We start from the raw sequence: 26,821 nt of genomic DNA, 5'->3' as shown, positions 1-26,821 counted from the left end.
CTCCCTGGTTCTACCTTAATTTTTTCAGTCTGTCCTGCTGGCTTAAAATGTCGGTCACTCTTACTCCGAAGTTTTCATCAATCACTACTACTTCTCCAGTGGCCATCAGCTTTTCATTTACGAATATTTCTACCGGTTCCCCCGCAAGTTTATCAAGTTCCAAAATCGACCCGGAACTCAGATCAAGTATTTCTCTGATGGATCTTTTCGTCCGTCCCAGCTCGACCGTAACGTTCAGCGGGATGTCCAGCAGCATATCAAGATTATTCCGACCGGAAGGAGCGGCATGGTGGTTGTGGAAATTTTCAAACTCTACCGATTCTGCATGACTTTCTCCGGTCGAGTGCCTGCCGAGCATTTGAGGTTTTCCGTTTTCGGCAGAAGAAAAAGAGGCAGTTTCCTCCGGGTTCTGTTCGTGTGCCGCCGGCTTTTTGACGTCCGAATATTTCGCTGTACTATTCGAACGATTTTCATTCCTTTGTTCTTGTTCATTCTCAGGACTCATCAGCTGCTCTACAAGCCCCTTCGAGAAATCAACGGGAAGCAGCTGCATAATTTCGGAATCGACTACCTCTCCGATTTTAAGGCGAAAAGATATTTTCGTCAGCAGATCCTCCGTGGGGATGTAATCAACACCTATTTTATTATCAATATCGAGCATCGTTATTTCCGGCGGGGATATATCAATTCTCGTGCGGAACATCGAAGACATGCTTGTGGCGGCGGAACCCATCATCTGGTTCATCGCTTCCTGAACGGCACTTAAATGAATGTCTCCAAGCTCCTCTTCCGGAGAAGTTCCATCCCCACCGAGCATAAGATCGGCTATAATTGCAGCGTCTTTCACCTTCAGGACGAGCAGATTGTCACCGGAAATACCGCTCGTATATGTAACCAGAACCGCCACGTAAGGTTCGGGGAAGGTATCCTCCAGTTCTTTACGTAAAATCGTAGTCGTCTCGGGCGTAGTGATTTGAACTTTCTGATTTAAGAGTGCAGAAAGCGCCGTTGTGGAATTGCCGAAAGAAATATTACCTATTTCCCCGAGCGTATCTTTCTCGACTTCGGAAAGTCCCGGCTGTTCCTCGTCATTCACAACGTTTTCCGCTACTTCTTCATCATCACTCTCATTTAATAGTGCATCGATTTCATCTTGAGACAGCATATCATCCTTCATCGTCTTTCTCCTCCCTTTCCAGGGTTTCTAAAACCTGTACAGCTATTTTATTTTTCACTTTACCGGGCTGCACCAGGAACTTGTCCTCTCTTCCCACTTTCAGCTGCAGCGGTTTGTCCACCGGCTGGTTCAGCTGGATCGTATCTCCCTTTTTCAAATGCAGAAACTCATCTATACTGATGTCTGTATTACCGAGTTCAGCACTTACATCGACCTTCGTCTTTTCCACCGTTTTCGTCAGTGCCTGATACTCTTTCGGGTCTCTTTCCTTCAATTGTTTCTGCTGCATCCAGTAGTGGACGGACAAATTAGGAACGATCGGTTCAAGTACTACCTGAGGAATGCATATATTCAGCATCCCGCTTGTCTCCCCTATCGTTGTATTCAGCGAAACGACAACTACAGTCTCATTGGGAGAGACCATCTGAAGAAATTGTGTATTCACTTCAAATTCTTCGAGAACCGGTTCGATTTCCATTATGGAGCCCCATGCTTCCTGATAGTTTCCGAGCGCCCGTTCGAACAGTTTAGACATAAGAGTGGTTTCTATCTCTGTCAGATTCTCCACTTTGTTTACACTTTCCCCACGGCCGCCGAGGACCCGGTCAAGCATGGCGTATGCTATATTCGGGTTCGCTTCGAGCAGGATACGTGACTCGAGCGGCTGCACACTGAATATATTGAGTATAGTCATGGAGGGAATGGAACGGATGAACTCTTCGTAGGGCAGCTGATCGACAGAAGCTACACTGATATTCACATACGCTCTCAGTTGAGCGGAAAAATAAGTCGTCAGAAGTCTCGCGAAGTTTTCATGTATCCGTGCGAGTGACCGGATCTGATCCTTGGAAAAACGGAGGGCTCTTTTAAAATCATATACCCTCACTCTTTTTTTCTCTTTATCGTTCCTTAACTCCTCTGCATCCATTTCTCCGGTGGAGATGGCCGATAGTAAGGAGTCGATTTCACTTTGTGATAATATATCTTCCGCCACTGTTCCGCCTCCTTCTGCCAATCTGCTTTACTGCAGAACTTTACTGATTGTATACACCTTTGTGACTTTCCCCTTCTTCATAACCTCATTAAGTTTTGAACTTATGGAATCTTCAAGGGTGGTTAAATCAGCTTTGAAATCCTCTTCGTTCATCCGGGCCAGCTGTTTGAGGATTACGTTCTTCATTTGAAAATCACGTTTCTCAAGTTCTTTTAATGAATCTTTACTATCCGTTACAATACGAAAGCTGATACGGACAAAACCTCCATCTTTAAGATCCGTCGTCATCTCTTCTGTCTCCAGAGAAGCATTCCTTATGTCGTCGATACTTCTTTCTCCATCAGCTTTTGTGTCGTTCATGTTGAGCACGAGAACTATCGCTCCTACCCCCAGTACTGTTAATACGGAAAGTATGATAAGTGTAGTTTTCATCAATTTCGACATTATTCTTCACCTGCTTTACTGACTACCTGCCACAGACCGATCTCCCTGTAGAAACGTTTTATTTTTCCTACGACTTCTTTCTTCTCCTCTTTCACTACAAACGTTTTCCCCCTGGTAGTCGTAATGGTCGTATCCGGCGTCGATTGAACCTGCTCAATGTAAATAGCATTGAAAACAAACTGTTCTCCGTTAAATCTTGTCAGCTCAATCATAGTATGTATGGAGGGCGATACGCCCTCCTTCTCCTTCCTGTTGATGATAATTAACGCTTAAGATTGATCAGTTCATTCAAAATCTCATCCGACGTAGTAATGATTCTCGTGTTAGCCTGAAATCCTCTTTGTGCCGTTATCATTTCCGTAAATTCTTCAGCCAGATCAACGTTCGACATTTCAAGAGTACCTGATACGAGCTGACCGGCTCCGTCCTCGCCGGCTATACTCAAGTTATCGATACCAAGAGGCCCGCCTGCCGGACCGTTCACCCATCCGGCGTTGGCCGTTTCCTGAAATTCATTGTTACCGATTTTCCTGAGTCCGGACGGGTTGGAGAAATTCGCCAGCATCACACGTCCCGCTACCTCTGTTTCCCCCTCCGGGTTCACGTAGTTAATGGTTCCGTCACTTTGTACACTGAAACTCTGGGCGTCAGAAGGAATGGTCAGCGCACCTGCCCGGCCCGTCAATCCGGTTCCATTCCCCTGATCTCCGATGATATACTTACCATCTCCATTCACAAGGACACCGTCACTGTCGAGGTAAAAATTTCCGGCTCTTGAAAAAGCGACATTCTCATTCCCCTGCAGGCCTCCACCCGTAGCTGTTCCATCCCCGCTTTCATACATGGCGAACATTCCGTCCCCTTCTATGGAAAGGTCCAGAGGCCGGTTAGTTGTTTGTCTGTTTCCCTGGGTGTGCAGGTTATCGATGGTGCCTACTTTGGAACCGAGACCGACCTGTTTAGCATTCACTCCGCCGAGCGTACGCCCGGGGCCGCCCCCAAGCGGGCCCTGAGCATCCTGCATCGTCTGACTCATCATCCCCTGGAACGTCGTTCTCCCTTTTTTGAAACCGAAAGTATTTACGTTGGCAATGTTATTTCCTATCGTATCAAGCTTCGTCTGAAAACCTTTCATTCCTGAAATCCCCGAGTACATGGATCGTAGCATGTTATTCATCCTCTCTTTAATTCAATCGCTTCTGTCCATCCGCGATTGGAAGGCTTCCTTTATAAGGTCCGGCCTTTGTTACATAATTATCGTCCCGTCGATGTTGGTGAAAAGACGGCTGTTCGCCGATTGTTTATCCATCGCGGTGACTACGGTATTGCTGTTCGTGTTTACCACCAGCACAGCTTCCTTCGTAAGTACAAGCGAATCACGTACGCCTTTTCGTTTCGCTTCGGTCAATTTCTCCCCGATTTTATTCCACTGTTCGGAGGGTATTTCTATATTTCTTTCTTCCAGTCTCTGTCTGGCATGTTTACTTAACGTAAGCTGCTGACCCATCACTTCCTGAAAGGAGCGGTCCGTTTCTTTCGGTTTCGACCTTTCACGATTCACATCCAGTGGCATCGGGTGATAGGACCTGTGGATTTTAGGTTCCATGTTGGTCGCCATCCCTGTTATTTCTCACTTCCTGGATGCTGCTCACGGGTACACGGGCTCCATCATCTAATTTAAGGAAAACCTCTCCTTCTTTCAGACTCACGGCTTCCACAACTCCGCTTTTCAGTTCTCCCCGGTCCCCTTCACTTTGCTCTTCCGGGAAATACGCAATCTCTTTAGCAATCATGTGACTGTATTCGGCTACGGAACCTTCTGATTTATTAAAATACTTTTCGAATGTATTACTCATATTCGTCATCTGTTCCAGTTGAGTAAATTGTGCCATTTGAGCAACGAAATCCTTGTCTTTCATCGGATCAAGCGGACTCTGATTCTGCAGCTGACTCATAAGTATTTTCAGGAAATCATCTTTTCCGAGAGTGCCGGCTTCCTGATTATCTCTTTTATTTATGTGGTTCTCGAGATAATACGTAGAATCGATTGTGTTCAATTCGACCACCTAAACTTTCTCATTTAGTATTTCGGAAAAAGAGAGTTCTTCCGTTTTCAATTCTTCGTCTGTCTCTTCTTCAAAAGTCGGGGTGCGAGCTTCTTCTTCCCTCTCTTCTCTTCCATCCGGAGAGTCTCTTTCGTAAAGGAACTGCTGATTAACGTTCGGTTCGACTTTTTCAACGACTACCTGATGGGGAGCGAACATGGAACGTAGTTGATGCATGTTGCTTTCGAGTGTTTCCTTCGCCGCCTGCGTACTCACTATCATCCTGACAGTGGTCTCACCGCCTGATTGGGAGAATTTCAGAATCATTTCACCGAGAGACGACGGTTTCAACTTAATCAGCATACGCTGATTCCCCGCTTCATCATGAAAAATCCGGCTGGTAGTAATCATTTCCTGGATCTGTTTAAGGAATTTCTGCCGTCCCGGGTTTTGCGAATCCGTGGAAACGTTTTGGACCGTCATCTGCTCCGCTTTACTCATGGGCATAAAAAAACCGGGGAGGACATTTTTCTCTGTTTTCACTTCCGATACTGCAACGGGATGGTTGGAGCGACTTGAAACAGCTTGCGTTCCCCATTTTCCCGTTTCTTTTACGGGTAACTTCCCCCTCTCCCGTATTGGAGCAGGCAGAGATGTTTCCTCTTTTATAATGTTCACCAGTTTCCTGAACAGCTTTTTCTCTTCTTCAGAACCTGTTGTTTCAGCTGCCGGAACGGTGCCGGTCCGACCTTCCGGAGTTGCGATGAATTTTTCAAGCAGACTTTTAAGAACTTTCACATCTTCTTTATTTACTCTTCCGGCTGCTTTTAGCGTGTGCAGAAGAGTCCGGAAGGTCTGAAACGTATTTTCTTTTTCCTCTCCGGAAACGCGCTCGCCTCCTTTACTTTGTGGCGGCGGTTCTGAAGCTAAAAGGTTCATAAGCAAAGTGAGAACAGTAGATGTCTCACCGGAAGGTACTCTGTTCAGCAGGTCCGTCAATTCACCGATCGTCGTTCCGTCACTTTCGTGCGTTGCTTGCAACGGCGATTCAGGGATGACCGTATTCTCTTCAATCGTTTTCAAGACTTTGTTTATCATTTCGATTTCCGCGGATAAATTTCCGCTTACCGCTTCTTCACTTAAAAACAGCCCTGGTTCCACTTCCGCCTCTGTCGCCTTTATATAAAACATATCTGTAACTGCCTCTCCGTTTGTCCGCGAAGGCTCGGGCAAGAGCACATACTCTTCAATCGCTTTCATGATTTTGCTGATTATTTTATTTTCCGAGGATGCTTCCATTCCATCATTGGCTGATTTCATGTTCAAAATCAACTCGGCAAACCCGCCTGAAGCCGACTGCGATACGGCTTTTCCTGTGAAGGGAACGGATTTCTCCGATAAATTAACGGCTGGCAAAGGTCCCATTATTTTCAACACTTTCACCTCCTTTCCATTCAGTCAGACGCCAGAAGCTCCGCTACAGTTGCTCCGGTTTCCGGCTCCATTGCGGCAAGTATTTCTCCTCTGGCTTCACTTTCCGTTTCTCTCAGTACTTCTACAACAATAGCCAACTCCATATTTTCGGATATCGAAGCAGCTTTCTCAGGATCCATTTCTTCAAAGGAACCCGCCAATTCTGTAACATTCGTATTTTGTTCATTTTCTTCCTTATCTTCTTTATCGGTTGCACTGCTTTCCAATGTAGCTATTTCCTGTTTCATATCTTCAATTTTACTGTCTTTTGCTTTAACGGTACCTTTAAGCTCCTCGATTTCTTTTTTGTAGTTTTCCACATTTGATTCGAGCTCGGCATTTTTCCGCTCGTTCCGCTTTTCTTCTTCCGCATTATCCGTTTCAGTGAATCCCGGAATTTTCCGGCCAACTTCAGCAGCTTCCTCCATTACGTTCATCCCCATCATCTTCATTACAACAATAGTAAAAATGCCCACAAAAATGAGGGGGACTACTATAACGAAAAAGAACCATTGTAATTTTCCGGCCTTCTGTTCCTCATTGTTTTTCCTGCTCATCTCATCACCTGTTCACTCTGTTTGAGTATTGCTGTAGAGATATCTCGTCCATTTCCCGGGCTTCCTCTTTTTTCAGCCAGCTGCTGTGTTCCTCTATTTTCAACTCAATCAACTTCTCATATTTTTTTACTTGTTTAAACGCTTCATTACGCTGATCTTCCAGCTCATTCATTTTGAATCTTGCTTCCTGCACCCGGGGATGGAGCTGTTTCACTTCATCTTCTACCATTTGCACCGCATACTGATGATGCTGGATGGACGAAAGGTCCACCATCCCCCCGGAAAGATTATCATCAATTTTCATCTCCAGTTCCTCCTTTTCTTTCAGGAGGTTGTACAGAGACGTCGCTTTTTCTTCAAAAGTATCAACGGCTGCCTGATAGTTCTTCTGCATCTGATCTTTTTCCCGTTCCTTGAATTTCTTCAAATTCAGAAAAGCATTTATGTTCACTATTATTCCACCTTCTACAGACGCTTCTTTTATCTGTGGGCTATGTCTTTGAAATTATCCATCTGTCAGAAACAATTCTTCAAGCTCTGCTACTGTCAGCTCGTAAGGTGCTTTTTCCATAGTTTCCTGCGAAAGGAAATTAATCAGTTCCGGGTACTTGCCGATGGCCGCATCAATACTTTTGCTGCTCCCTTTTTTATAAGCGCCGATCTGGATTAATTCTTTATTCTCTTCGTACGTCGACAGCAGGGAGCGGAACTGCTTCGCTGTCTGCAGATGGCGTTCGGTGACAATCTGATTCATAACTCTGCTTACTGAACTGAGTACGTCCAGTGCAGGATATCTCCCCTGCTCCGCTATTTTACGGTTAAGGATAAAATGGCCGTCCAGTATGCCCCGGACAGTGTCCGATATAGGTTCGTTGAAGTCGTCTCCGTCCACGAGTACAGTGTAAAAAGCAGTGATAGTACCCTCTGCACTGCTCCCGGTCCGTTCCAGCAGCTTTGGAAGCATAGCGAATACGGAAGGGGTATACCCTTTAGTGGTCGGCGGCTCTCCTGTAGCGAGGCCGATTTCCCGCTGAGCCATTGCGACCCTGGTCACCGAATCCATCATTAAATTTACGTCGTACCCGAGAGATCTGAAATATTCACTGATGGCTGTGGCCGTATACGCTCCCTTTTGCCTGAGCAGAGCCGGCTGATCCGAGGTAGCCACGACAACGATTGAACGTTCAAGCCCTTCTTCTCCGAGATCGTTCTCCAAAAATTCCCTTACTTCTCTTCCCCGCTCCCCTATAAGGGCTATGACGTTAATATCTGCCGAGCTGTTACGCGCTATCATACCGAGCAGCGTACTTTTCCCGACGCCACTCCCAGCAAAAATACCTATTCTCTGCCCTTTCCCGACGGTCAACAGGCTGTCTATGGCCCTTACCCCGAGTTCAATCGGCTCTCTGATTCTCGGACGGGAAAGAGGGTTCGGAGGAGACTGGTTCGTTTCGAATTTATCGAGTCCGAGAGGGTGGGCGCCTCCATCCATCGGCTCTCCGAGCGCGTTCAGTACCGAACCGATGAGGCCCCTGCCGACTTTAATATTCAAGGGGCTGTGGGTAGCTTCCACAAGACTTCCCGGTCTGATTTCAACCATCTCCTGATAGGGCATCAACAGTATATTTTCTCCCTGAAATCCCACAACTTCCGACAGGATCATCCCGTTTTCCGCTTTCGGACAATGGATATAGCACACATCACCTATGGAAGCTTCCGGTCCTTTCGATTCCACCATCAGTCCTACCACTCTGTGAATCCTCCCATAATGCTTATACCTTTGCACCTGAGATATTTCTTCGGTGACTGCCGTTATATCCATTTCATTCTCCTTCCTTCACAAGCTCAATGACCGCTTTTCTGATCAGATCCAGCTGACTGTCGACACTTGCATCTATTCTTCCGAAAGGTGATTCGACATAGCAATCCAGTGGATCGTCAAAATGCTTAACATAGACGGAGACACGGGCTTCGGAATTAATCGTTTTTCTGAGCTCCTCCCGGTATACAGCTACCTGTTCATAAAAATCGGGATGCACATAAATAGAAACAGCCGGCTGATCGGCCACTTCTTTCACGGCTTCAGCGACCAGATGCTGGAACTGTTCAGGATGGTCCTGAAGTGATTGCCCGAGTATGTTTTTGGCTGCGTTCATGGCAATATGCAGCACATCCATTTCGGCACTTTTAATTTTATCCATCCGCTCTTTTTCTGCCTGATTGATAAGATTGTTCAGTTTTGCAATTAATGAGTCGTACCTTGCTTCGGCCTGCTGCATCCCTTCGGTGTAACCTGACTCGTATGCCTCTTCTCTGGCTGCTGCAAAAACGATCTCCCTTTCTTCCTCAAGGGCCTTTCTTTCTTTTTCTGCCCTGGCCTTCGCACCGTTCAGCAGCTTCTCTGACTGCTGTTTTCTTTGTTCAAAAAAAGACTCTGCTTCCTCTTCTCTCTGCATGATTTCTTCGTTTTTTGCCGGCAGCCGCTCTTCACTTCCGCGTGAGTGTCCTTCACCCGCAGAGAAAGAGCGGATGGGTATGATACGTTTAGACAATGATGTCATCTCCTCCTCCGCGGGCGATGACAATCTCACCTATCTCTTCAAGTTGTCTGATAGTGCCCACCACTCTCGTCTGGGCTTCTTCGACATCTCTCAGGCGGACAGGGCCCATAATTTCCATTTCTTCTCTGAAATTCTCAACCATTCTTTCCGACATGTTTTCAAACACCACTTCCTGTACTTCGTCACTCGCAACTTTGAGAGACAGCTGTAAATCTTCGCCGTTAACCTCTCTGATCACCCGTTGTATCCCACGGTTATCGAGCGTTACTATGTCTTCGAAGACAAACATCCGTTTCTTAATTTCTTCTGCAAGTTCAGGGTCCCGGGCTTCAAGTGCATCCAGAATTGTTTTCTCCGAACTTCGATCCACCCCGTTCAGCACTTCCACTACAGCCTCTATACCGCCGGTTTCGGTATAGTTATTCGTTAACGTAGCCGACAGCTTATTTTCAAGTATCTGTTCCACTTCATAAATAACTTCCGGCGAAGTGGAATCCATCGTGGCGATTCTGCGCGCAATGTCCGCCTGTACTTCCTGCGGTAGCTCGGATAGAATCTGACCGGCCTGAGATGCATCCAGATATGAGAGAACTAAAGCTATAGTCTGAGGGTGTTCATTCTGGATGAAGTTGAGTACCTGGGCAGGTTCCGCTTTTCTGGCAAAGTCAAAAGGTTTTACCTGAAGGGAGGAAGTAAGTCGGCTCAGGATATTCGAGGCCTCGTCAGTCCCCACGGCTTTTTCCAGAACTTCTTTCGCATAAGAAATCCCGCCCTGTGAAATATAGTCCTGGGCGAGGGCGATCTGGTGAAATTGTTCGACTATCTCTTCTTTCTGAGTGCTGTCCACTTTCTGTACGGAAGAGATCTCAAGCGTCAGCTGTTCCATTTCTTCTTCACTCAGGTGTTTGTAAACCTGGGCGGCTACGTCCGGACCGAGCGATATAAGTAAGGCAGCCGCCTTCTGTTTACCCGAGAGTTTTTTCTGCGGCATTCAGCCACCTCCTTAATCTTCCGAAATCCAGGTTCGCAATAACTTAGCAAAATCTTCCGGATTTTCTTTTGCCATGAGTTCAAGCTGCTTTTTCCTTCTGGCTGCTTCATCATCCCGATCTTCCATGTCTGGTAACGGTTCGGAAACGGTCGTTGCTGGTGCTGTTTCTTCATAATATTCTTCTTCGGTTCTGCGATTGCGGATAATTCTGAATACTAAGAAGATAAGACCAAGGATAAGCAGACCTCCGACGATGTATATCCACAACGGAATCTTCTTCGATTCTTCTTCTGTGAAAGAAGCACCCTGGAATTCCTGGAAAACGATGGACACACTGTCTTCCGGATTTACGTTCTCTTCATATTGAGTATTTATTGAAGTATTGATCATCGAGTTAAGCAGGGTATCGATTTCCCCGGAAACCTCTTCCTGTTCGGCTTCCGTCAAATATTCGAGTTCCCCGTTTTCATTCTGGCCGCTGGCAGTATCCACCGCTACCTGTATACCGAGATCCCGGATTTTGAAGGGACTTTCCTCTATATCCTTATAAATGCGATTGAACTCATTATTAACCGTTTCTTTCGTCATTTCATAATCACCCGGTCCCTCTCCGTCTTCTCCGGGGTAATTCTGCACGTCTTCATCGCCTGATCCTGCCACGCCCCCGGGGGCTCCTCCTCCGGTATAGGCTTCTTCGATCTTTTCTATACTGACAGGAAGCCCTTCCATTTCATCCGGATTTACGGATTCGACAAGTTCTTCCTTACGCTTTTCCTGAGTGAAGTCGATATCCGCAGTGACACTGGTCACCGCTTTCCCGGGACCCATCATGGCTCCGAGCATTTTCTGCACACGCTGCTGTATGTCCCGTTCTATCTGCTTTTTAGTTTCCTGCTGCTGAGTATAATCTGCAGCTCCGGCTACTGCATCAGAACTTTCGGGATCATAATATTCGAAATTCTGATCCATAATAGCTATATTTTCATTAGTAAGATTGGGTACGGATTTCGATGCCAGGTTATACAATGCTTCGACCTGTCCTGCCTCAAGGCGGTACCCGGGTTCCGTGTTCACTACAATGGAAGCCGACGTCTGCTGCTGATCGTCCGAGACGAATACTTCTTCTTCCGGAATGTTGATCATCACTTTTGCATCATTGATCCCCTCGATGCTGCTCATGAGGGCGGCGAGTTCCGTCTGCATGGAGTCGACACGTATCATATCGAATTCATTATCCGTCATCCCCCAGGATACGTTGTTACTGAAGAAACTGTAATCGATGTTTCCGCTTTCCGGGATCCCGGCCGCTGCCAGGTCCACAAGAAGAGACTCTGCGTTCTCGGCGGGTACGCTGATGGTAGTACCCCCGTCCGTTATCTCATATTCTATTCCCCGGGCTTCAAGTTCCCCTTTCACCTGCCCGACTTCCGACTGGGAAAGCTCCTGATAGAGCGGGACCATATTCGTTCTGGAAGCAAAAATACTAATAACTACTATAATGAACAAAAGAGCAAAAACTGATCCGACCATCAGTCTTTTTTGCCCTTTTGACCTATCTTTCCAGTAAGCAGTCGCTTTATTTTTAAAATCGTTAAATTTCTCGTTCATATTAGCCCCCACAAAAAACAACCATATATTCGTATTTGTTTGTCAGAATCTACACTTGCATTCTCATCACTTCTTTATAGGCCTCAATCACTTTGGACTGAACTTCCGTGGCAGTAGACATCATGATACTTGCTTTCTGAGAAGTGATCATTACGTTGTGCAAATCGTCCACCTCACCGCGGGCCAGCGCTTTAGTCATTTCATTGGATTCAACCTGCGCATTATTTACTCCGTCGATAGCGTTCTTCAAACTATCCCCGAACTTCGAGTGGACCTCGGAAGCTGACGGTCCGGAATTATCGCGTACTGCTATCTGGGGCAATCCGTTAATCGGGTTCACCATATCTCCCCCTCCTATCTTCCTATTTCAAGAGCTTTCATCAGCATGCTTTTCGACGCGTTCATGGAAGTGACGTTAGCCTCGTATGACCTCGTAGCACTCATAAGTTCCGTCATTTCCCTTAAAGGATCGACGTTGGGCATCTGTACATACCCGTCCCCGTCTGCATCCGGGTGCTCCGGCCGATATACGTTTTTGAAAGGTTCATCATCTTCCGTTATTTTTGTGGCACGCACGCCCGTTCCCTGCCCTGGAGTTTTCCCCGAGGCGTGATTCAGGTAAGACCGGAAAGATTGTTGACCTGGTTCAAGGACGGCCATTTTACGACGATACGGCTCCCATTCCCCCTGTTCATTGAGGGTCGCCCGTGTAGAATCGGCGTTCGCTATGTTGGAAGAAGCCAGATCCATCCGCAGCCTCTGCGCCGTCAGACCACTGGCACTGTTATTGATGGAATGGAATATACTCATCAGGCGCTTCCTCCTTTGATAACATTTTCAAGGGAGCGGAATTTACCGCTCATCCGATCGACAAGCGCCTGGTAATAAATTTGATTATTTGCAAGCTCCGTCATTTCCTTATCTATGTCCACATTATTCCCATTATGGTTATATGTAGTGCCGGATCGTTCGAATTTGTGATAGCCTGCTTTTTGTCCTTCGCTGAACGAAAGATGTCTCGCATTGGTACGCTCGGCTTCAAGTGCTCCATTCAGAACATTTCCAAATGAAACATCCTTTGATTTATACCCGGGCGTATCCACATTGGATATATTGTTTGAAATTGCCCGGTTTTTTGCCGTGGCGTAATTCAATGAATTTTCTAATACGTTGAAAGTATTATTGAATAACTGCAATTTTTCACCCCACTCAATTTTATCAGCCCCATTCACCGCCGTTATTTTTAAAACCGGGGCAAGAGACTTTTTAACCGTATGATTTCAAACATGACCGAATTATTTCGCTTAGTTAAGACCTCATCTTAAAAGCAAACCTTCCTTATCGTCATTTTCCCACAATTATTAATAATAATAAACGTTTTTTTGTAATTTTTTTCAAAATAGCTTAAATTAGCAATTTTCATCGGTTATTTTATTTCTAAAAACAGGCATGGAAGCTGCTTTATATACAAAAAAAGCCACAAAACAGATGTTAACGTCTGCTTTGTGGCATTCAGTGGAATGAATCGTCTTTAATTGTTCGACCGTAGTATATCTATCAGTCGGTTTTAAGTCTTTGCAGTTCGAGCAGGAAATTATCATTCAGCACTTTAATATAAGTTCCCTTCATTCCGAGAGAGCGTGACTCGATTACCCCGGCACTCTCAAGTTTACGGAGGGCATTTACGATAACGGAACGGGTAATACCGACCCGGTCTGCAATTTTACTGGCAACGAGCAGGCCTTCTTTCCCTTCAAGTTCTTCGAAGATGTGCTCAATTGCTTCAAGTTCACTATAGGAAAGAGAGCTTACAGCCATCTGGACGACGGCTTTGTTCCTGGCATCTTCCTCTATTTCTTCCGTTTTTTCGTGCAGAATCTCCATGCCCACTACGGTGGATCCATATTCAGCGAGCAACAGATCGTCTTCATTGAAGCTCTGATCAAGTCTGCTGAGAATCAACGTTCCCAGACGCTGGCCGCCGCCGATAATCGGACAAATGGTCGTCAAACCTTCTTCGAACAGATCTTTGTTCTCCTCCGGAAAAGCTGTGTAGCGGCTTTCGATATCCAGGTTCGACGTAGTCTCCTGGATATTGAAGAGGCTGTCCGTATAGTCCGCAGGGAACTGACGGTTGAAAAGCATGGAATTCATGCGTTCGTTTTCGATTTCCTGTTTGATTGCAAAACCGAGCAGCTTTCCTCTCCGGCTTACCACGAAAATATTAGCTCCGATTACGTCTCTGAGCGTAGCGGACATATCGTTGAAGTCCACTGATTTCCCTGTAGTAGTTTGCAGCATAGCGTTTATTTTTCTCGTACGTTCTAGCAAGTTCATTTTCATTCCTCCAGTCCTAAAGTATAAATCTGCTTAAATCTTTGTCATCTACAATCGCAGACAGTTTGCTGTCTACGTACTGCGGTGTGATTTCAATGGTTTCCATCGTTACTTCGGGAGCTTCAAAGGACAGATCCTCGAGAAGCTTTTCCAGAATAGTGTGGAGCCGGCGGGCCCCTATATTATCTGTGTCCCTGTTAACAGTAGCCGCAATCTCCGCGAGTCTCGTAATCGCTTCGGGAGTAAAGTTGATTTCGATACCTTCCGTCGAAAGAAGTGCTTTATACTGCTTTAACAGTGCGTTGTGCGGTTCCTTCAGAATATTCTCGAAATCCTCGACGCTCAGTTTGTGCAGTTCCACGCGAATCGGGAAGCGTCCCTGTAATTCCGGTATCAGATCCGACGGCTTCGACATATGAAAAGCACCGGCAGCGATAAACAGTATATGATCGGTGGAAACCGCTCCGTGCTTGGTCATAATTGTGGAGCCTTCGACTATCGGAAGGATATCTCTCTGTACACCTTCCCGGGAAACATTACCCTGGGATTCTCCCTTTGCAGCCACTTTATCTATTTCGTCTATGAAGATCATTCCGGACTGCTCCACCCTGTTCACAGCTTCCTGATTCACTTCATCCATGTCGATCATTTTCTGGGCTTCTTCCTGGGCAAGCACCTTTCTGGCATCCTTTACTGCCAGCTTACGCTTTTTCTTTTTGTTTGGCATGAACTGACTGAAAGCATCCTGCATATTCATTCCCATCTGGTCCATACCCGAACCCTGGAACATGTCAAACGCCCCCGCCTGGGACTCTTCCACTTCAATAGTAACCATTTCATCTTCCAGTTCGCCGTTTTTCAGTTGTCTTTCAACGGTCTGACGCTTGTTTTTCGTATCATGGGCTTCGTCTTCTTCTTTCTCTTCCTCTTCACTGTCCTGATTGAAGAGCATTTCAAACGGATTTTTCATCGATGGTCCCTGCTTCTCCGAAGAAGAAGGAACAAGAAGTTTTACGAGACGCTTGTCTGCCTGTTTTTCAGCTTTCTTCTGCACGCCTTCTGTCTTCTCTTCTTTCACGACCCGGATGGAGGCTTCTACGAGATCTCTGACCATCGATTCCACATCCCGGCCTACGTAGCCCACTTCCGTAAACTTTGTAGCCTCCACCTTGATGAACGGGGCGTTCGTCAATTTGGCCAGACGTCTTGCCACTTCGGTTTTCCCGACCCCGGTCGGTCCAATCATGAGGATATTTTTCGGGACTATCTCTTTGCGCATATCTTCATCCAGCTGCATTCTCCGGTATCTGTTTCTCAGCGCAATCGCCACGGATTTCTTTGCTTCTTTCTGACCGATGATATACTGATCCAGTTTTTCTACGATCTTCTGTGGTGTCAAGTCTACAGACATATTCTGGCCTCCTTTATTCAAGTACTTCCAGCGTCAGCTGGTCGTTAGTGAACACACATACTTCACCGGCGATTGTGAGTGCAGCTTCAGCGATTTCTGCAGCCTGTTTTTCCGGCGCATATCTCATCAGCGCACGACCCGCACTCAGGGCGAAGTTTCCGCCGGACCCGATAGCCAGAATGTTGTCATCCGGCTCGATGACTTCGCCGGTACCTGATAAAAGGAACATTTTTTTATCGTCCATCACGATGAGCATAGCTTCAAGTTTGCGGAGCATGCGGTCGCCCCTCCACTCTTTAGCCAGCTCAACGGATGCACGCGCCAGGTTACCGTCAAAAGCTTCAAGTTTAGCTTCGAACTTTTCGAATAGAGTGAATGCATCGGCTACGGAACCTGCAAAACCGGCAAGCACCCGGCCTCCGTACAATTTTCTTACCTTCGTCGCTTTATGCTTCATGACTACCTGGTTCCCCATTGTAACCTGACCGTCTCCACACATGGCACTTTTCCCATTATGCCGGACGGCAAATATAGTTGTTGCGTGGAATGTATTTTCCATTGCTCTGACCCTCACTTTCTGGCTCTCGGATGACTGTTTCTGTATACATCCTTCAGTCTGTCTTTTGAAACATGGGTATATATTTGAGTGCTTGATAAATGATCATGACCGAGCAATTCCTGAACGGAACGTAAGTCCGCCCCTTCATTCAGCAAATGCGTAGCAAACGTATGCCTTATTTTATGGGGATGGATGTCAATTGTCATAGCAGCATCTTTGACGAGTTTGTCCAGTACTACTCTGATCCCCCTCGGGGTTATCGGATGCCCCCGGTTGTTAAGAAATACTTTGGAGGAGGCGGTGCCACTTTTATTCAGCAGCTGTACACGTCCCTCATTCAAGTATCGTTCGAGAGCGTTTTTGGCATATTCACCGAAGGGAACATATCTTTCCTTCCGCCCTTTCCCTGTGACCAGAATCGTCGACAGAGAAAAATCTATTCGATCCACATCCAGACCGGCACATTCACTCACCCGTATACCGGTACCATACAGCAATTCGAGAATTGCCATATTCCTCTGTCCAAGCGGTGTTGAAGTCTCCGCTGCTTTGAATAATTCATTTATTTCCTCTTCATAAAAGAATTGAGGAATGTATTTGTTTTCTTTGGGCAGGTGCATTTCCATTACAGGGTTCTTTTCAATCCCGCCTTCTCTTTCTATGAATCGGAAGAATCCCCGTAAAGAGGAAAGCTTTCGGGAGACCGACCTTCTTGAGAGACTGTTGTCATATAATTGCGACAAATATAAACGCACAACCCCCATATCGATATGTACGATGCTCTGGATGACTTCCTGTTGAAGAAATTGTTCAAATTCCTCAAGATCTCTTTTATACATTTGTATGGTGTTAGATGAAGCATTTTTTTCAATCTGCAAATATTCCATATACTGACGCAACCACTCTTCGTATCCCGTCATTCACTTCACCTCACAAAACGACTAAATGATATCATTGAAAACAAGTAATTACAACATATTTAACAAAATTGTAACAAAATTCAGAATTGTCACCGACATCAAACATTTTACCACAAGCGCTTATTATATAGAAGCGTTTTGCTACTGTCAACGATTAGCTTCCGCAGAGAATGAAACGGAAACAAAATTGAACAGACCCGGCAAAACCGCACAGTGATATACGGGTTCGCCGGGTCTGTTATTTATGGAACAATCGTGGAAGAACATGGTGCCGAATTGAACATCCGGTTTTTGTCCTTTCGTCATCAGCTTCGTTTCACATACTCATTTTTCCTGAAGTTCCTCTTTGTAATCACATTCCGTACACTGTATCTGATTACCCTTTTTCAGTCTTTTCTCTACGAGAAGGGACTCACATTTCGGACATGGCCTGCTGATCGGTTTGTCCCAGGAAATGAAATCACAATCAGGGTATCGTTCACAGCCATAAAATTTCCTGTTCTTCTTACTTTTTCTTTCTACAATCTCTCCCTTTTCACACTTAGGGCAAGTGACATCTATTTTCTTCAGAATAGGCTTTGTATTTCTGCAGTCAGGGAAGTTGGAACAGGCGAGGAACTGACCGTATCTCCCCATCTTGTAGACCATTTCGTGACCGCATTTTTCACAGGCGATCCCTGCCGGTTCATCTTTTATCTCGATTTCTTCCATTTCTTTCTCAGCAGTAGTCAGTCTGGGTTCGAATCCTTTGTAGAACTCCCGGAGAACGCGTATCCAGTCTTCCTCCCCGTCTTCAATACTGTCCAGATCATCCTCCATCTTCTTCGTGAATTCCACATCGAGGATTTCCGGAAAATATGCGAGCAGCTGCTCCAGCACTATTTCTCCAAGCTCTGTAGGAATAAACCGTTTATTGTCGAGAGACACGTAGCCTCTTCGCTGTATCGTATCCAGCGTAGGAGCAAAAGTGGACGGACGGCCTATACCGAGTTCCTCAAGCGTACGTACGAGCCTTGCCTCCGTATACCTCGGAGGCGGTTGTGTAAAATGCTGGCTGGGTTCGACAGTTTCTGCTTCGACCGTCATCCCTTCCTCGAGGTGAGGCAGCTGTTTATTCTTATCTTTACTGCTATCATCTTCTCCCTCTACGTACACTTTCATGAAACCTTTAAATTTAATATCCGATCCCGTTGCTCTGAATTCCACTCCTTCATTATACAAATGAACCGTCATCGTATCCATGACAGCAGGGGCCATCTGGCTGGCTACGAAACGTTCCCAGATCAGTTTATATAATCGGTACTGATCTCTCGAAAGGATCTTTTTAAGAGAAGAAGGTTCTTTCAGCGTGGAAGTGGGACGAATAGCTTCGTGAGCGTCCTGGGCCCCTTCTTTTTTCTTTTCCTTCTTTTTCTCTGATGCGCTGAACTCCTCCCCGAATTCTTCCACAATGTAATCGAGCGCTTCCGATTTGGCCGTTTCGGAAATACGGGTGGAGTCGGTACGCATATACGTAATAAGACCTGCCGTCCCCTGTTTTCCTCCAAGGTCGACACCTTCATAGAGCTGCTGGGCAAGCATCATCGTTTTCTTCGCCCGGAAATTGAGTTTCCTTGCAGCTTCCTGCTGAAGTGATGACGTAGTGAACGGGGGGGCCGGATTTTTTCTTCTTTCCCTTTTATTCACTTTCTGTACTTCGAATTTGTCTCCCTGAAGACGCTTCGTAATGGCTGTGACGTCTTCTTCGGAATTTAAATTCTGTTTTTTGCCATCTACTCCGTAAAAGGAACCTTCGAACGATTCTTTACCTTTTTTGAAGTTCCCTTCAATGGACCAGTATTCTTCGGGTGTGAAATTATTTATTTCTTTTTCCCGATCGATGATCAGTTTCACAGCAACCGACTGCACCCGTCCGGCACTGAGACCTTTTTTAACTTTCTTCCATAAAATCGGACTGATGTTGTAACCGACGAGACGGTCAAGAATACGACGCGCCTGTTGTGCTTTTACAAGATCTTCGTTGATGGTCCTCGGATTTTTGAAAGATTCCTTGACGGCATCTTTCGTGATCTCATTAAACACAACCCGGCACTCACTTCCCCCGTCTATATTAAGAGCGTGGGCCAAGTGCCAGGCGATCGCCTCTCCTTCACGGTCGGGGTCGGCAGCCAGATATACTTTTTTCGCTTTTTTTGCAGCAGTTTTAAGTTCTTTCAATACGGGTCCTTTACCGCGTATCGTTATATATTTCGGGCTGAAATCTTCCGCTTCCACATCTACCCCCATCTGACTCTTCGGCAGATCACGGACGTGTCCGAGAGATGCTTTCACTTTATATTTCTTGCCCAGATACCTTTCAATTGTTTTAGCTTTAGCAGGTGATTCGACGATTACCAGATAGTCTGCCATGTACAAGCCTCCCATAGAGGTTTTTATAAATTAAATCTTACTCATTATTGAATAGATACAATCACTTTGTCAAACCGGTTAAACTTTTTTCTTCCATTTAAGGGTTCAGGATATCCCGATGAGTATGGACTATTTTCGCTCCCTGGTCAATGATGGCGTGACAGCCTTCGCTCGTTTTGCTGCCTACCGGTCCCGGGAACGCATAGACATCTTTTCCCTGCTCGAGAGCCTGATCCACCGTAATCATCGTACCGCTCCTCATCCGGGCTTCCACTACTACAGTAGCCTCACTTAATCCTGAAATGATCCGGTTCCTTTCCGGGAAATGAAATTTTCGGGGCGTGACGTGAGGTGCATACTCCGTTATGACGAGCTCTTTATTCATCAATTCCTGATAAAGAGCAAGATCGTTCACCGGATAGACATTGTCCAGACCGGAGCCGAGAACAGCGACAGTCCTCCCCCCGTTCCGGAGAGCAAGCCGGTGAGCATATTGATCAACTCCTGCGGCCATTCCACTTACGAAACAGATGTCTTCTTTGATCAGGGGGAGAAGAACTTTCTTCATAGCCGGCAGAGCGTATGAGGAAGGCTTTCTCGTACCGATTACGCTTATACTCCGTTTATGACCGAGAAGGGCGGTGTCTCCGGATGCGTAAAGTACAAGCGGCGGATCGGGTATACATTTCAGCTGTTCCGGATAAACGGTATCTGAAATGATAATGGCGTGGTACCTGTTCAGAGCTTTCTCGAGGGACTTATTGGTGTGGGGGAGAGAGACGTGTCTGCTTATTTTTCTTGCACGTTCCAGAGGAATATTAAGCTGTAGATACCAGCGTTCGGGGGGAAGGTGAATATATGTAGTAAGATCAGGGTCCCGGGCAATCATTTTTCTTAGCAGATTCCGGGTTACGTTCGGAGAACTTTGCAACAGTAACAAATTCCATTTATCGTCCATTTTACACCTCATCCGATCTATTCGGTTTTTTGTTTTTTATAAAGATAGAGAAGGAGGCGGACCTCCTTCTCTATCTGAAAATGATTAATGTGTTTTACATTTGTCGTAAAGATCGCTTGATTTCAGTACGTTAATAAGAGTTTCGCCCATTACAGAAGGCGTTTCAGCAACTTCAATACCACATTCGTTCATGACGCGGATTTTTTCGTCTGCTGTACCTTTTCCGCCGGAAATGATGGCTCCTGCGTGACCCATTCTCTTGCCTGGAGGTGCCGTACGCCCTCCGATAAAGCCGACGACAGGTTTGCTCATATTGGCTTTCACCCATTCTGCAGCTTCTTCTTCTGCCGTACCGCCGATTTCACCGATCATAATAACAGCTTCCGTATCTTCATCTTCTTCGAATGCTTTTAGTACATCGATAAAGTCCGTACCGTTAACCGGGTCTCCTCCGATTCCTACAGCTGTGGACTGTCCAAGACCTGCTTCTGACAGTTGATGAACAGCTTCATAAGTCAGTGTACCGGAACGGGAAACAACGCCGACGTGGCCTTTTTTGTGGATATAACCGGGCATGATACCGATTTTACATTCATCCGGAGTAATGACACCCGGGCAGTTCGGACCTACGAGACGTGTCTTCTTACCTTCCATGTACCGTTTAACCTTGACCATATCCAGTACCGGAATGTGCTCTGTGATACAGATGGCCAGATCCAGTTCAGCGTCCGTCGCCTCCATAATTGCATCAGCTGCGAAAGGAGCCGGAACATAAATGACAGAAGCGTTCGCTCCTGTAGCTTTTACAGCTTCCTCAACAGTATTATATACCGAAATACCTTCAACTTCCGTACCACCTTTTCCAGGAGTTACTCCGCCCACAATCTGTGTCCCGTATTCAAGCATCTGTTTAGCGTGGAACAATGCTGTGGAACCGGTGATCCCCTGGACAATTACTTTTGTATTCTTATCAACATATACACTCATCCTATTCCCGCCTTTCTACTTCACAAATTCTACGATTTTTTGTGCACCGTCAGCCATGGAGTCTGCTGCTGTAATATTCAATCCGGACTCGTCGAGAATCCTCTTACCTTCTTTTACGTTCGTACCTTCAAGACGGACAACGAGAGGCAATTCGAGGCCGATTTCTTTGGATGCTGCTACAATTCCTTCTGCAATTACGTCACACTTCATGATTCCTCCGAAAATGTTCACGAAGATTCCATTAACGTTTTCGTCGGAAAGAATCAGTTTGAAAGCTCCGGTAACTTTTTCTTTGCTGGCCCCTCCCCCTACGTCAAGGAAGTTAGCGGGCTCTCCGCCGTAGTGTTTGATGGTGTCCATAGTTGCCATGGCAAGGCCTGCGCCGTTGACCATACAACCGATGTTTCCATCAAGTGCAATATAGCTCAGATCATATTTGGAAGCTTCGATTTCTTTCGGATCCTCTTCATCTAGGTCTCTGAGATCAGCGATATCCTTTTGACGGAAAAGAGCGTTGTCATCGAAGTTCAATTTGGAATCAAGTGCAAGAACTTCTCCCTCTCCTGTCGTTACCAGCGGGTTGATTTCCGCAATGGAGCAGTCTTTTTTCATAAATACGTCATACAGCCCAAGCATGAACTTGACCGCTTTTGAAAGAGACTCTTTCGGAATATTGATATTAAAAGCCAGACGGCGTGCCTGAAAAGGTGTGAGGCCGACAACCGGATCGATGACTTCTTTGAAAATCTTCTCCGGTGTTTCTTCAGCTACCTGCTCGATTTCTGTTCCACCTTCTTCAGAGGCCATCATAGTGACCCGGCTCGTATTTCTGTCAAGCACAAGACCTACGTAATATTCATTTTTAATATCGCAGCCTTCTTCGATCAGTAAGCGCTTAACTTCTTTCCCTTCTGAACCGGTCTGATGCGTTACCAGAGTTTTCCCCAGCAGTTCCTCCGCATATGTACGTACGTCATCCAGACTTTTGGCGATTTTTACACCGCCGGCGTTTCCGCGTCCGCCTGCATGAATCTGCGCTTTGACGACGGTTACGTCAGTACCGAGTTTTTCTGCTGCTTCTACTGCCTCATCGACATTATATGCAACGTGTCCATTCGGTACGGCTACGCCGAAATCACGCATGATCTGTTTTCCCTGATACTCATGAATGTTCATGTTTCATCCTCCCATCAATTTCTACTGCATGTCTTATTGTATAAAAGTTTAACTCCCATTGTCCACCGTTATACAAGCAATGACAAAAAAATTCAGACCACCGGCCTCTGCAGAAAGAAAGCGCATCCCTCCTCTTCCGGTGTTTTTGTACGATGAAATCAAAAAGCGCAGTTACTTTCCGCATAAGAAAAAAGAGCGGTTCAGTACCATTACTGTAACACATGAAGCTCAATGACTTGTCCTACATGGAGTCTTTTCTATTTTTCATTTCCCGGTCAGACCGGTAAATGAATGCAAATACTTCCGCAACTGCCAGATATAACTCTTCAGGTATTTCTTCGTTGATATTTATTTCGGACAAAAGGCTGAGCAACGTAGGGTCTTCCTGCACCGGCACCCCTGCCTCCTGCGCATTTTCCAGAATCCTCTCGGCAATATACCCCTGCCCTTTTGCGGTGACGCGGGGAGCTCCACTCTCTTCTGAATCATAGCGGAGCGCCAGCGCTTCTTTTTTAATTTTATTTTCTCTCATATACGAAAATCCACTCCCTTTTCCTTCTTATGAAAGGAATTCGACTCTGCCGCGTCGTTCTGGCCACGATCCTGCTTTATCTGCAGATCACCGAGTGAGTATCCGGCTTTATCCATTCCTTCCTTAAGGTCGTTCTTCAGCTCTTCGGCAATCCGGGGAAGCGCTTCTTCGCCGTTGTAAACGGTAACATATACTTTCCGATTTTGTACCTGCATGTCTATTACGGTCTCATTCAAGGACTGAAGGTCGAGATAGAAAAGAATGTGACAATTATCAGGGCTGATCGCCCCTGTTTCTGTTTTTTCACTTTCCAGAAGCACGTGTGCATCTTCGCGGGCACCCAAAAGTTGACCCGGGAATTGCAGGGTAAGCTGAAGGGAGAGTGCACTGTCCTGTAAAGAGGTGAGCTGCATGGAATTGAACATCTGCAATAAATTTCTCGCTGTCTCCGCACGCTGCCCTCCGCTTTCCGTTATCAACCGGACCAGGCTCGATTTAAGGGAGATGTCCGATGTGTTCCGGCTCTGGTTCAGAGTTGCTTCATCGTCCATTCCGCTCAGTTGCTGAAAAGCTTTCATCTGAAGGAGAATCCTTTCCTGAAGAGGTAAAGGTAGCTCCTTTTGGGATAAGATAGTCCATTCGCTCAACAGTTTCGCGAAATGGGGGGGCACCTGTCTGCTTACAGAACGCTCTACTGTCCTGATGGCTTCATTCATCACTGAAGACCGGCACTGCTCAGAAACGCTGCCGGGGCGCTTCTCCAGCAAATTAGCCACCTCACGTGGAATTTGTTGGATTATCCTTCGGAAAGATGACTCTTCCTCTCCTGAAAGCTTTCCTGTCACCTTTTGGAAAACCCCCGCTGTTTCAAGTTTCCGGTGATTGGTGACGAAAGCTTCCAGCAGAGCCCGGGACGGAGGTTCTTCCGAATGGACTATTTTATTAAGCTGTTCTTTCCACCCCTTCATCTGCTGGAATTGCTTCGAAGAAACGTGAAGCTGGCCGTTGAACAGCTCCTGAATTTTACCGGCATTCTTCCCTGAAACCACTTCATGATTCCCGGAAGCATGGACGGCTGATAAAGAATTTTTTCCTGAAATGGGAAGGAGTCTGTTCATGTCGCTGACGATATGGGGGGAAATCTGTTTCCCCGTCCCTGAGGCTATCGTACTTTTTCCGTCAGGCCCTCCCATTACGGAAAGCAGCACCTTCTTTTTAAACTGAGCGTATGTTTCAGTTTCCGGAAGGATTCCGGCCTGTTTAAAAAGCTGGAACGATTGCCGGCTGTTGCTTTGAACTTCCTGAAGCAGTTTCACCTGTGCGGCTTTCTCGAAACTGGCGTCTGCAGCGGGAGGCATTATGGAATTTACCAGCAGGGATGCCCGGGACCCGGGTGAAAAAGGTGCACCTCCTTCTCCAAGGGCACGGAAGAGTTCACTTAGCTGGTGCTGTTTCCCTGCAGCTAAAGCTTGAAAAACCGGGGTTCTTATCGGAAGCTGTTTTTCAAACATATCTTCAATGACTGACATAGCCGGACCGGATTTTCCGTTTTGAAGAATGGTGACGGCCTGTCTCAGTTCCTGGGGAGTGAAAGGAATCTGTTTGTTTAACAGCGTTTTTATAAGCGCCATCGTTTGCCTGTTCGTCTTTATCCCCCGCTCATTCATCCACGTTTGCAAAGGGGTGTCCTTCCCTGCCCCTGTCTGTTCCGATACAACTTTCAATCGGACGGGGGTAGTGCGGGCATCCACCTGAAAAAGATACCTTCCTCCTTTGGTGAGAGAAGTTTCCAGACGGGTGTTTATCTGTTTTCGTCCAATGTCCACTACGGCACGATTTCCGGGTAAAAGGTCGATCACCCTCCCGTTAATCACTTTCCCGTTGTTCAGGGAGAGCGGGGCCTGTTTATGTATTTTTTGAATCGATTGGAACAAATTATCCATGATAGAACTCATCCCGTCTCTCCTCTCTCATTTTATACCGTCAGGAACAAAGCTTTTTCTGTGATAAGGGGTAATACCTTTTTCTTTTATAGCTTCCATATGTTCTTTCGTTCCGTACCCTTTGTTCTTCAGAAAGTTATATCCCGGGTACTTTTTATCCACTTCTTTCATAAAGCGGTCTCTCGTAACTTTAGCTATTACACTTGCAGCTGCAATCGATACGCTCCTTTCGTCTCCTTTGACGAACGACTCCTGTTTGATCGGCACCGGTACTTCCATTGCGTCCACTAATAGATGATCCGGTGTTTCCCGCATATTCAAAACAGCACGTTTCATTGCGAGCTTCGTCGCCCTGTATATATTCCATTCATCTATTTCTTCGGCACTGGCCGCTCCGACACCCACATCAGCACGGGCCATAATTTCATTATAGAAGTGATCTTTGTCTCTCTCGGACAATTTTTTCGAGTCATCCAGTCCATAAAGTACAAAGGATTCCGGCAGACGCACAGCTCCAGCCATTACGGGGCCTGCTATCGGTCCGCGGCCCGCTTCATCTATTCCTGCAACGTATGCGTGCCCGCGGTCCTTCGCATCTTCTTCGAGCCCGTTCATCCGGTCCCATTTGTCTTTTAACTTAAGCTTTTTCTCTTCCTTTGTTCTTATCCGTTTCACGATTTGCTGGACACCTTTGCGCTCATCTCCATACAGTTCATGAAGATTTGCAAGGGTGAGCAGCCCTGTCTGTTCTTCTTCTTTTAACTTCTGAATAGACTTTTTTTCCATGACATTATCCCTTCCTTTCTTTTGTATCGGATGACCGGTATCTTTATAAACTACGCCTTCTTTCGATCCCCATAAAAAAACGCGTCACGGACTGAATCCATGCGCGTTACGGTCGTTCGAAGCTGATTCTGCCTATGCGGTTACTTCTCAGGTCCTGAATTATGATTTCAGCCACTTTTTCATAATCGACTACACCCCCGGCTTCAAGTGCTCCTCTTTTCTTTCCAATTTTATCGAACGCCTCTACCACATCTTCGAAGTCCGAAAATCCGAACCTCTCTTCAAGCTGTTCCGGGTAACGTTCTTTTAAATGATTCAAAATAAAGATGGCTACTTCATCCTGGGGCAGAATCTGATCTTTGATGGTTCCGATGGCGGCTAGACGGAAGCCGGTCACTTCCTCTTCGAATTTCGGCCAGAGAATACCCGGGGTATCCAGCAGTTCAAACTCGTTCTTGACTTTAATCCACTGCTGTTTTTTAGTAACTCCCGGCTTATCTCCGGTTTCCGCTTTTTTCTTATGAGCCAGGCGGTTAATGAGGGAAGATTTACCTACGTTCGGTATACCTACGATCATCGCCCTGGGATTCCTAGGATTGATCCCTTTGGCCCTTTGTTTCTCCAGTTTTTCTTCGGTTATCTGCCTTGAAGCTTCAGCGATTTTTTGTATATTTTTAGGATTATTTACATCTACAGCCACAGCATGGGAAAACGTTGAATCGAAGTAGTCGATCCATTCCTTCGTCACGCCGGGATCGGCCAGATCCTTCTTCATCATTACGACAAGTTTCGGTTTATCCTGGATTTCTTCCTGCAACATGGGATTCTGCGATGAAAGAGGGGCTCTTGCATCCACCAGTTCGATGACGAAATCCACAAGTTTGAGGTTCTCCTTCACTTCACGTCTGGCTTTGGCCATGTGACCCGGATACCACTGTATACTCATTTGTCTG

Annotated in this window: 30 protein-coding genes; all 30 read right to left on the bottom strand. The window is 46.2% G+C overall.

Going from position 1 to position 26,821, the window contains the following annotated elements; genetic code table 11:
• Positions 1–10 precede the first annotated feature (10 nt).
• Positions 11–1,177 (bottom strand): flagellar motor switch phosphatase FliY, encoded by a 1,167-nt coding sequence (gene fliY / locus BW931_RS04790; RefSeq protein ID WP_076570412.1) that lies wholly within the window; start codon positions 1,175–1,177, stop codon positions 11–13.
• Positions 1,167–2,171: a flagellar motor switch protein FliM gene (gene fliM / locus BW931_RS04785; RefSeq protein WP_076570410.1), complete on the bottom strand. Its 1,005-nt coding sequence runs from the start codon at positions 2,169–2,171 to the stop codon at positions 1,167–1,169. Before fliM ends, fliY begins: the two co-directional genes overlap by 11 nt.
• Before the next feature lie 27 nt (positions 2,172–2,198).
• Positions 2,199–2,615 (bottom strand): flagellar basal body-associated protein FliL, encoded by a 417-nt coding sequence (gene fliL / locus BW931_RS04780; protein WP_076570409.1) that lies wholly within the window; start codon positions 2,613–2,615, stop codon positions 2,199–2,201.
• The gene (locus BW931_RS04775; RefSeq protein WP_008587881.1) at positions 2,615–2,827 is read right to left on the bottom strand and encodes a flagellar FlbD family protein; all 213 of its coding nucleotides are present in this window, start codon (positions 2,825–2,827) and stop codon (positions 2,615–2,617) included. Before BW931_RS04775 ends, fliL begins: the two co-directional genes overlap by 1 nt.
• A 50-nt stretch (positions 2,828–2,877) precedes the next feature.
• The gene (gene flgG, locus BW931_RS04770; protein ID WP_076570407.1) at positions 2,878–3,783 is read right to left on the bottom strand and encodes a flagellar basal body rod protein FlgG; all 906 of its coding nucleotides are present in this window, start codon (positions 3,781–3,783) and stop codon (positions 2,878–2,880) included.
• Between the two features lie 78 nt (positions 3,784–3,861).
• A complete protein-coding gene (locus tag BW931_RS04765) occupies positions 3,862–4,221 on the bottom strand; it encodes a TIGR02530 family flagellar biosynthesis protein (RefSeq protein WP_076570406.1) in 360 nt (119 codons plus the stop codon).
• Positions 4,211–4,681, bottom strand: coding sequence for a flagellar hook assembly protein FlgD (gene flgD, locus BW931_RS04760; protein ID WP_234972577.1), 471 nt, complete (start codon positions 4,679–4,681; stop codon positions 4,211–4,213). The genes BW931_RS04765 and flgD overlap by 11 nt, the downstream gene beginning before the upstream one ends.
• Entirely contained in the window at positions 4,682–6,085 is a 1,404-nt protein-coding gene (locus BW931_RS04755) for a flagellar hook-length control protein FliK (protein ID WP_234972581.1), read from the bottom strand.
• A gap of 29 nt (positions 6,086–6,114) precedes the next feature.
• Positions 6,115–6,690, bottom strand: coding sequence for a MotE family protein (locus tag BW931_RS04750; RefSeq protein ID WP_076570400.1), 576 nt, complete (start codon positions 6,688–6,690; stop codon positions 6,115–6,117).
• Between the two features lie 4 nt (positions 6,691–6,694).
• Entirely contained in the window at positions 6,695–7,141 is a 447-nt protein-coding gene (gene fliJ / locus BW931_RS04745) for a flagellar export protein FliJ (protein WP_008587892.1), read from the bottom strand.
• A 54-nt stretch (positions 7,142–7,195) separates the two neighbouring features.
• Positions 7,196–8,512, bottom strand: a complete 1,317-nt coding sequence (fliI, locus tag BW931_RS04740; RefSeq protein WP_008587894.1) for a flagellar protein export ATPase FliI — start codon at positions 8,510–8,512, stop codon at positions 7,196–7,198.
• 1 nt (position 8,513) lies between these two features.
• Positions 8,514–9,242 (bottom strand): flagellar assembly protein FliH, encoded by a 729-nt coding sequence (gene fliH, locus BW931_RS04735; protein WP_076570398.1) that lies wholly within the window; start codon positions 9,240–9,242, stop codon positions 8,514–8,516.
• Complete coding sequence (gene fliG / locus BW931_RS04730; protein WP_008587899.1) at positions 9,235–10,242, bottom strand: flagellar motor switch protein FliG; 1,008 nt, start codon at positions 10,240–10,242, stop codon at positions 9,235–9,237. The genes fliH and fliG overlap by 8 nt, the downstream gene beginning before the upstream one ends.
• A 12-nt stretch (positions 10,243–10,254) precedes the next feature.
• A complete protein-coding gene (gene fliF, locus BW931_RS04725) occupies positions 10,255–11,850 on the bottom strand; it encodes a flagellar basal-body MS-ring/collar protein FliF (RefSeq protein ID WP_076570396.1) in 1,596 nt (531 codons plus the stop codon).
• A 49-nt stretch (positions 11,851–11,899) separates the two neighbouring features.
• A complete protein-coding gene (fliE, locus tag BW931_RS04720) occupies positions 11,900–12,193 on the bottom strand; it encodes a flagellar hook-basal body complex protein FliE (protein WP_008587903.1) in 294 nt (97 codons plus the stop codon).
• A gap of 11 nt (positions 12,194–12,204) precedes the next feature.
• On the bottom strand, positions 12,205–12,660 hold the full coding sequence (gene flgC / locus BW931_RS04715) for a flagellar basal body rod protein FlgC (RefSeq protein WP_008587905.1): 456 nt from the start codon (positions 12,658–12,660) through the stop codon (positions 12,205–12,207).
• Positions 12,660–13,046: a flagellar basal body rod protein FlgB gene (flgB, locus tag BW931_RS04710; RefSeq protein ID WP_076570394.1), complete on the bottom strand. Its 387-nt coding sequence runs from the start codon at positions 13,044–13,046 to the stop codon at positions 12,660–12,662. The genes flgC and flgB overlap by 1 nt, the downstream gene beginning before the upstream one ends.
• A gap of 361 nt (positions 13,047–13,407) precedes the next feature.
• Positions 13,408–14,187, bottom strand: a complete 780-nt coding sequence (codY, locus tag BW931_RS04705) for a GTP-sensing pleiotropic transcriptional regulator CodY (RefSeq protein ID WP_076570391.1) — start codon at positions 14,185–14,187, stop codon at positions 13,408–13,410.
• Between the two features lie 16 nt (positions 14,188–14,203).
• Positions 14,204–15,598, bottom strand: coding sequence for an ATP-dependent protease ATPase subunit HslU (hslU, locus tag BW931_RS04700; protein WP_076570389.1), 1,395 nt, complete (start codon positions 15,596–15,598; stop codon positions 14,204–14,206).
• A 13-nt stretch (positions 15,599–15,611) separates the two neighbouring features.
• Entirely contained in the window at positions 15,612–16,157 is a 546-nt protein-coding gene (gene hslV / locus BW931_RS04695) for an ATP-dependent protease subunit HslV (protein WP_008587914.1), read from the bottom strand.
• 11 nt (positions 16,158–16,168) lie between these two features.
• Positions 16,169–17,077, bottom strand: a complete 909-nt coding sequence (gene xerC / locus BW931_RS04690) for a tyrosine recombinase XerC (protein ID WP_076570387.1) — start codon at positions 17,075–17,077, stop codon at positions 16,169–16,171.
• 147 nt (positions 17,078–17,224) lie between these two features.
• Positions 17,225–17,383 (bottom strand): hypothetical protein, encoded by a 159-nt coding sequence (locus BW931_RS13480; RefSeq protein WP_159435665.1) that lies wholly within the window; start codon positions 17,381–17,383, stop codon positions 17,225–17,227.
• A gap of 18 nt (positions 17,384–17,401) precedes the next feature.
• Positions 17,402–19,486 carry a type I DNA topoisomerase gene (gene topA / locus BW931_RS04685; RefSeq protein ID WP_076570385.1) on the bottom strand — a complete coding sequence of 695 codons (2,085 nt, stop codon included), beginning with the start codon at positions 19,484–19,486 and terminating at the stop codon, positions 17,402–17,404.
• 97 nt (positions 19,487–19,583) lie between these two features.
• Positions 19,584–20,444, bottom strand: coding sequence for a DNA-processing protein DprA (dprA, locus tag BW931_RS04680; protein ID WP_008587920.1), 861 nt, complete (start codon positions 20,442–20,444; stop codon positions 19,584–19,586).
• 84 nt (positions 20,445–20,528) lie between these two features.
• Positions 20,529–21,431, bottom strand: coding sequence for a succinate--CoA ligase subunit alpha (sucD, locus tag BW931_RS04675; protein ID WP_008587922.1), 903 nt, complete (start codon positions 21,429–21,431; stop codon positions 20,529–20,531).
• Between the two features lie 15 nt (positions 21,432–21,446).
• Entirely contained in the window at positions 21,447–22,607 is a 1,161-nt protein-coding gene (gene sucC, locus BW931_RS04670) for an ADP-forming succinate--CoA ligase subunit beta (RefSeq protein WP_008587924.1), read from the bottom strand.
• A gap of 241 nt (positions 22,608–22,848) precedes the next feature.
• Positions 22,849–23,139 carry an EscU/YscU/HrcU family type III secretion system export apparatus switch protein gene (locus BW931_RS04665; protein WP_076570383.1) on the bottom strand — a complete coding sequence of 97 codons (291 nt, stop codon included), beginning with the start codon at positions 23,137–23,139 and terminating at the stop codon, positions 22,849–22,851.
• Entirely contained in the window at positions 23,136–25,094 is a 1,959-nt protein-coding gene (locus tag BW931_RS04660; protein ID WP_076570381.1) for a hypothetical protein, read from the bottom strand. The genes BW931_RS04665 and BW931_RS04660 overlap by 4 nt, the downstream gene beginning before the upstream one ends.
• 15 nt (positions 25,095–25,109) lie before the next feature.
• Positions 25,110–25,868: a ribonuclease HII gene (locus BW931_RS04655; RefSeq protein WP_076570379.1), complete on the bottom strand. Its 759-nt coding sequence runs from the start codon at positions 25,866–25,868 to the stop codon at positions 25,110–25,112.
• 106 nt (positions 25,869–25,974) lie between these two features.
• Positions 25,975–26,814: a ribosome biogenesis GTPase YlqF gene (gene ylqF, locus BW931_RS04650; RefSeq protein ID WP_076570377.1), complete on the bottom strand. Its 840-nt coding sequence runs from the start codon at positions 26,812–26,814 to the stop codon at positions 25,975–25,977.
• Between the last annotated feature and the right edge of the window lie 7 nt (positions 26,815–26,821).

The organism is Salimicrobium salexigens (assembly GCF_900156705.1).
Classification (GTDB): Bacteria; Bacillota; Bacilli; order Bacillales; family Halobacillaceae; genus Salimicrobium; species Salimicrobium album.
The sequence above is the reverse complement of the archived record's forward strand: the minus strand, read 5'-3'. Positions and strand labels throughout refer to the sequence as shown.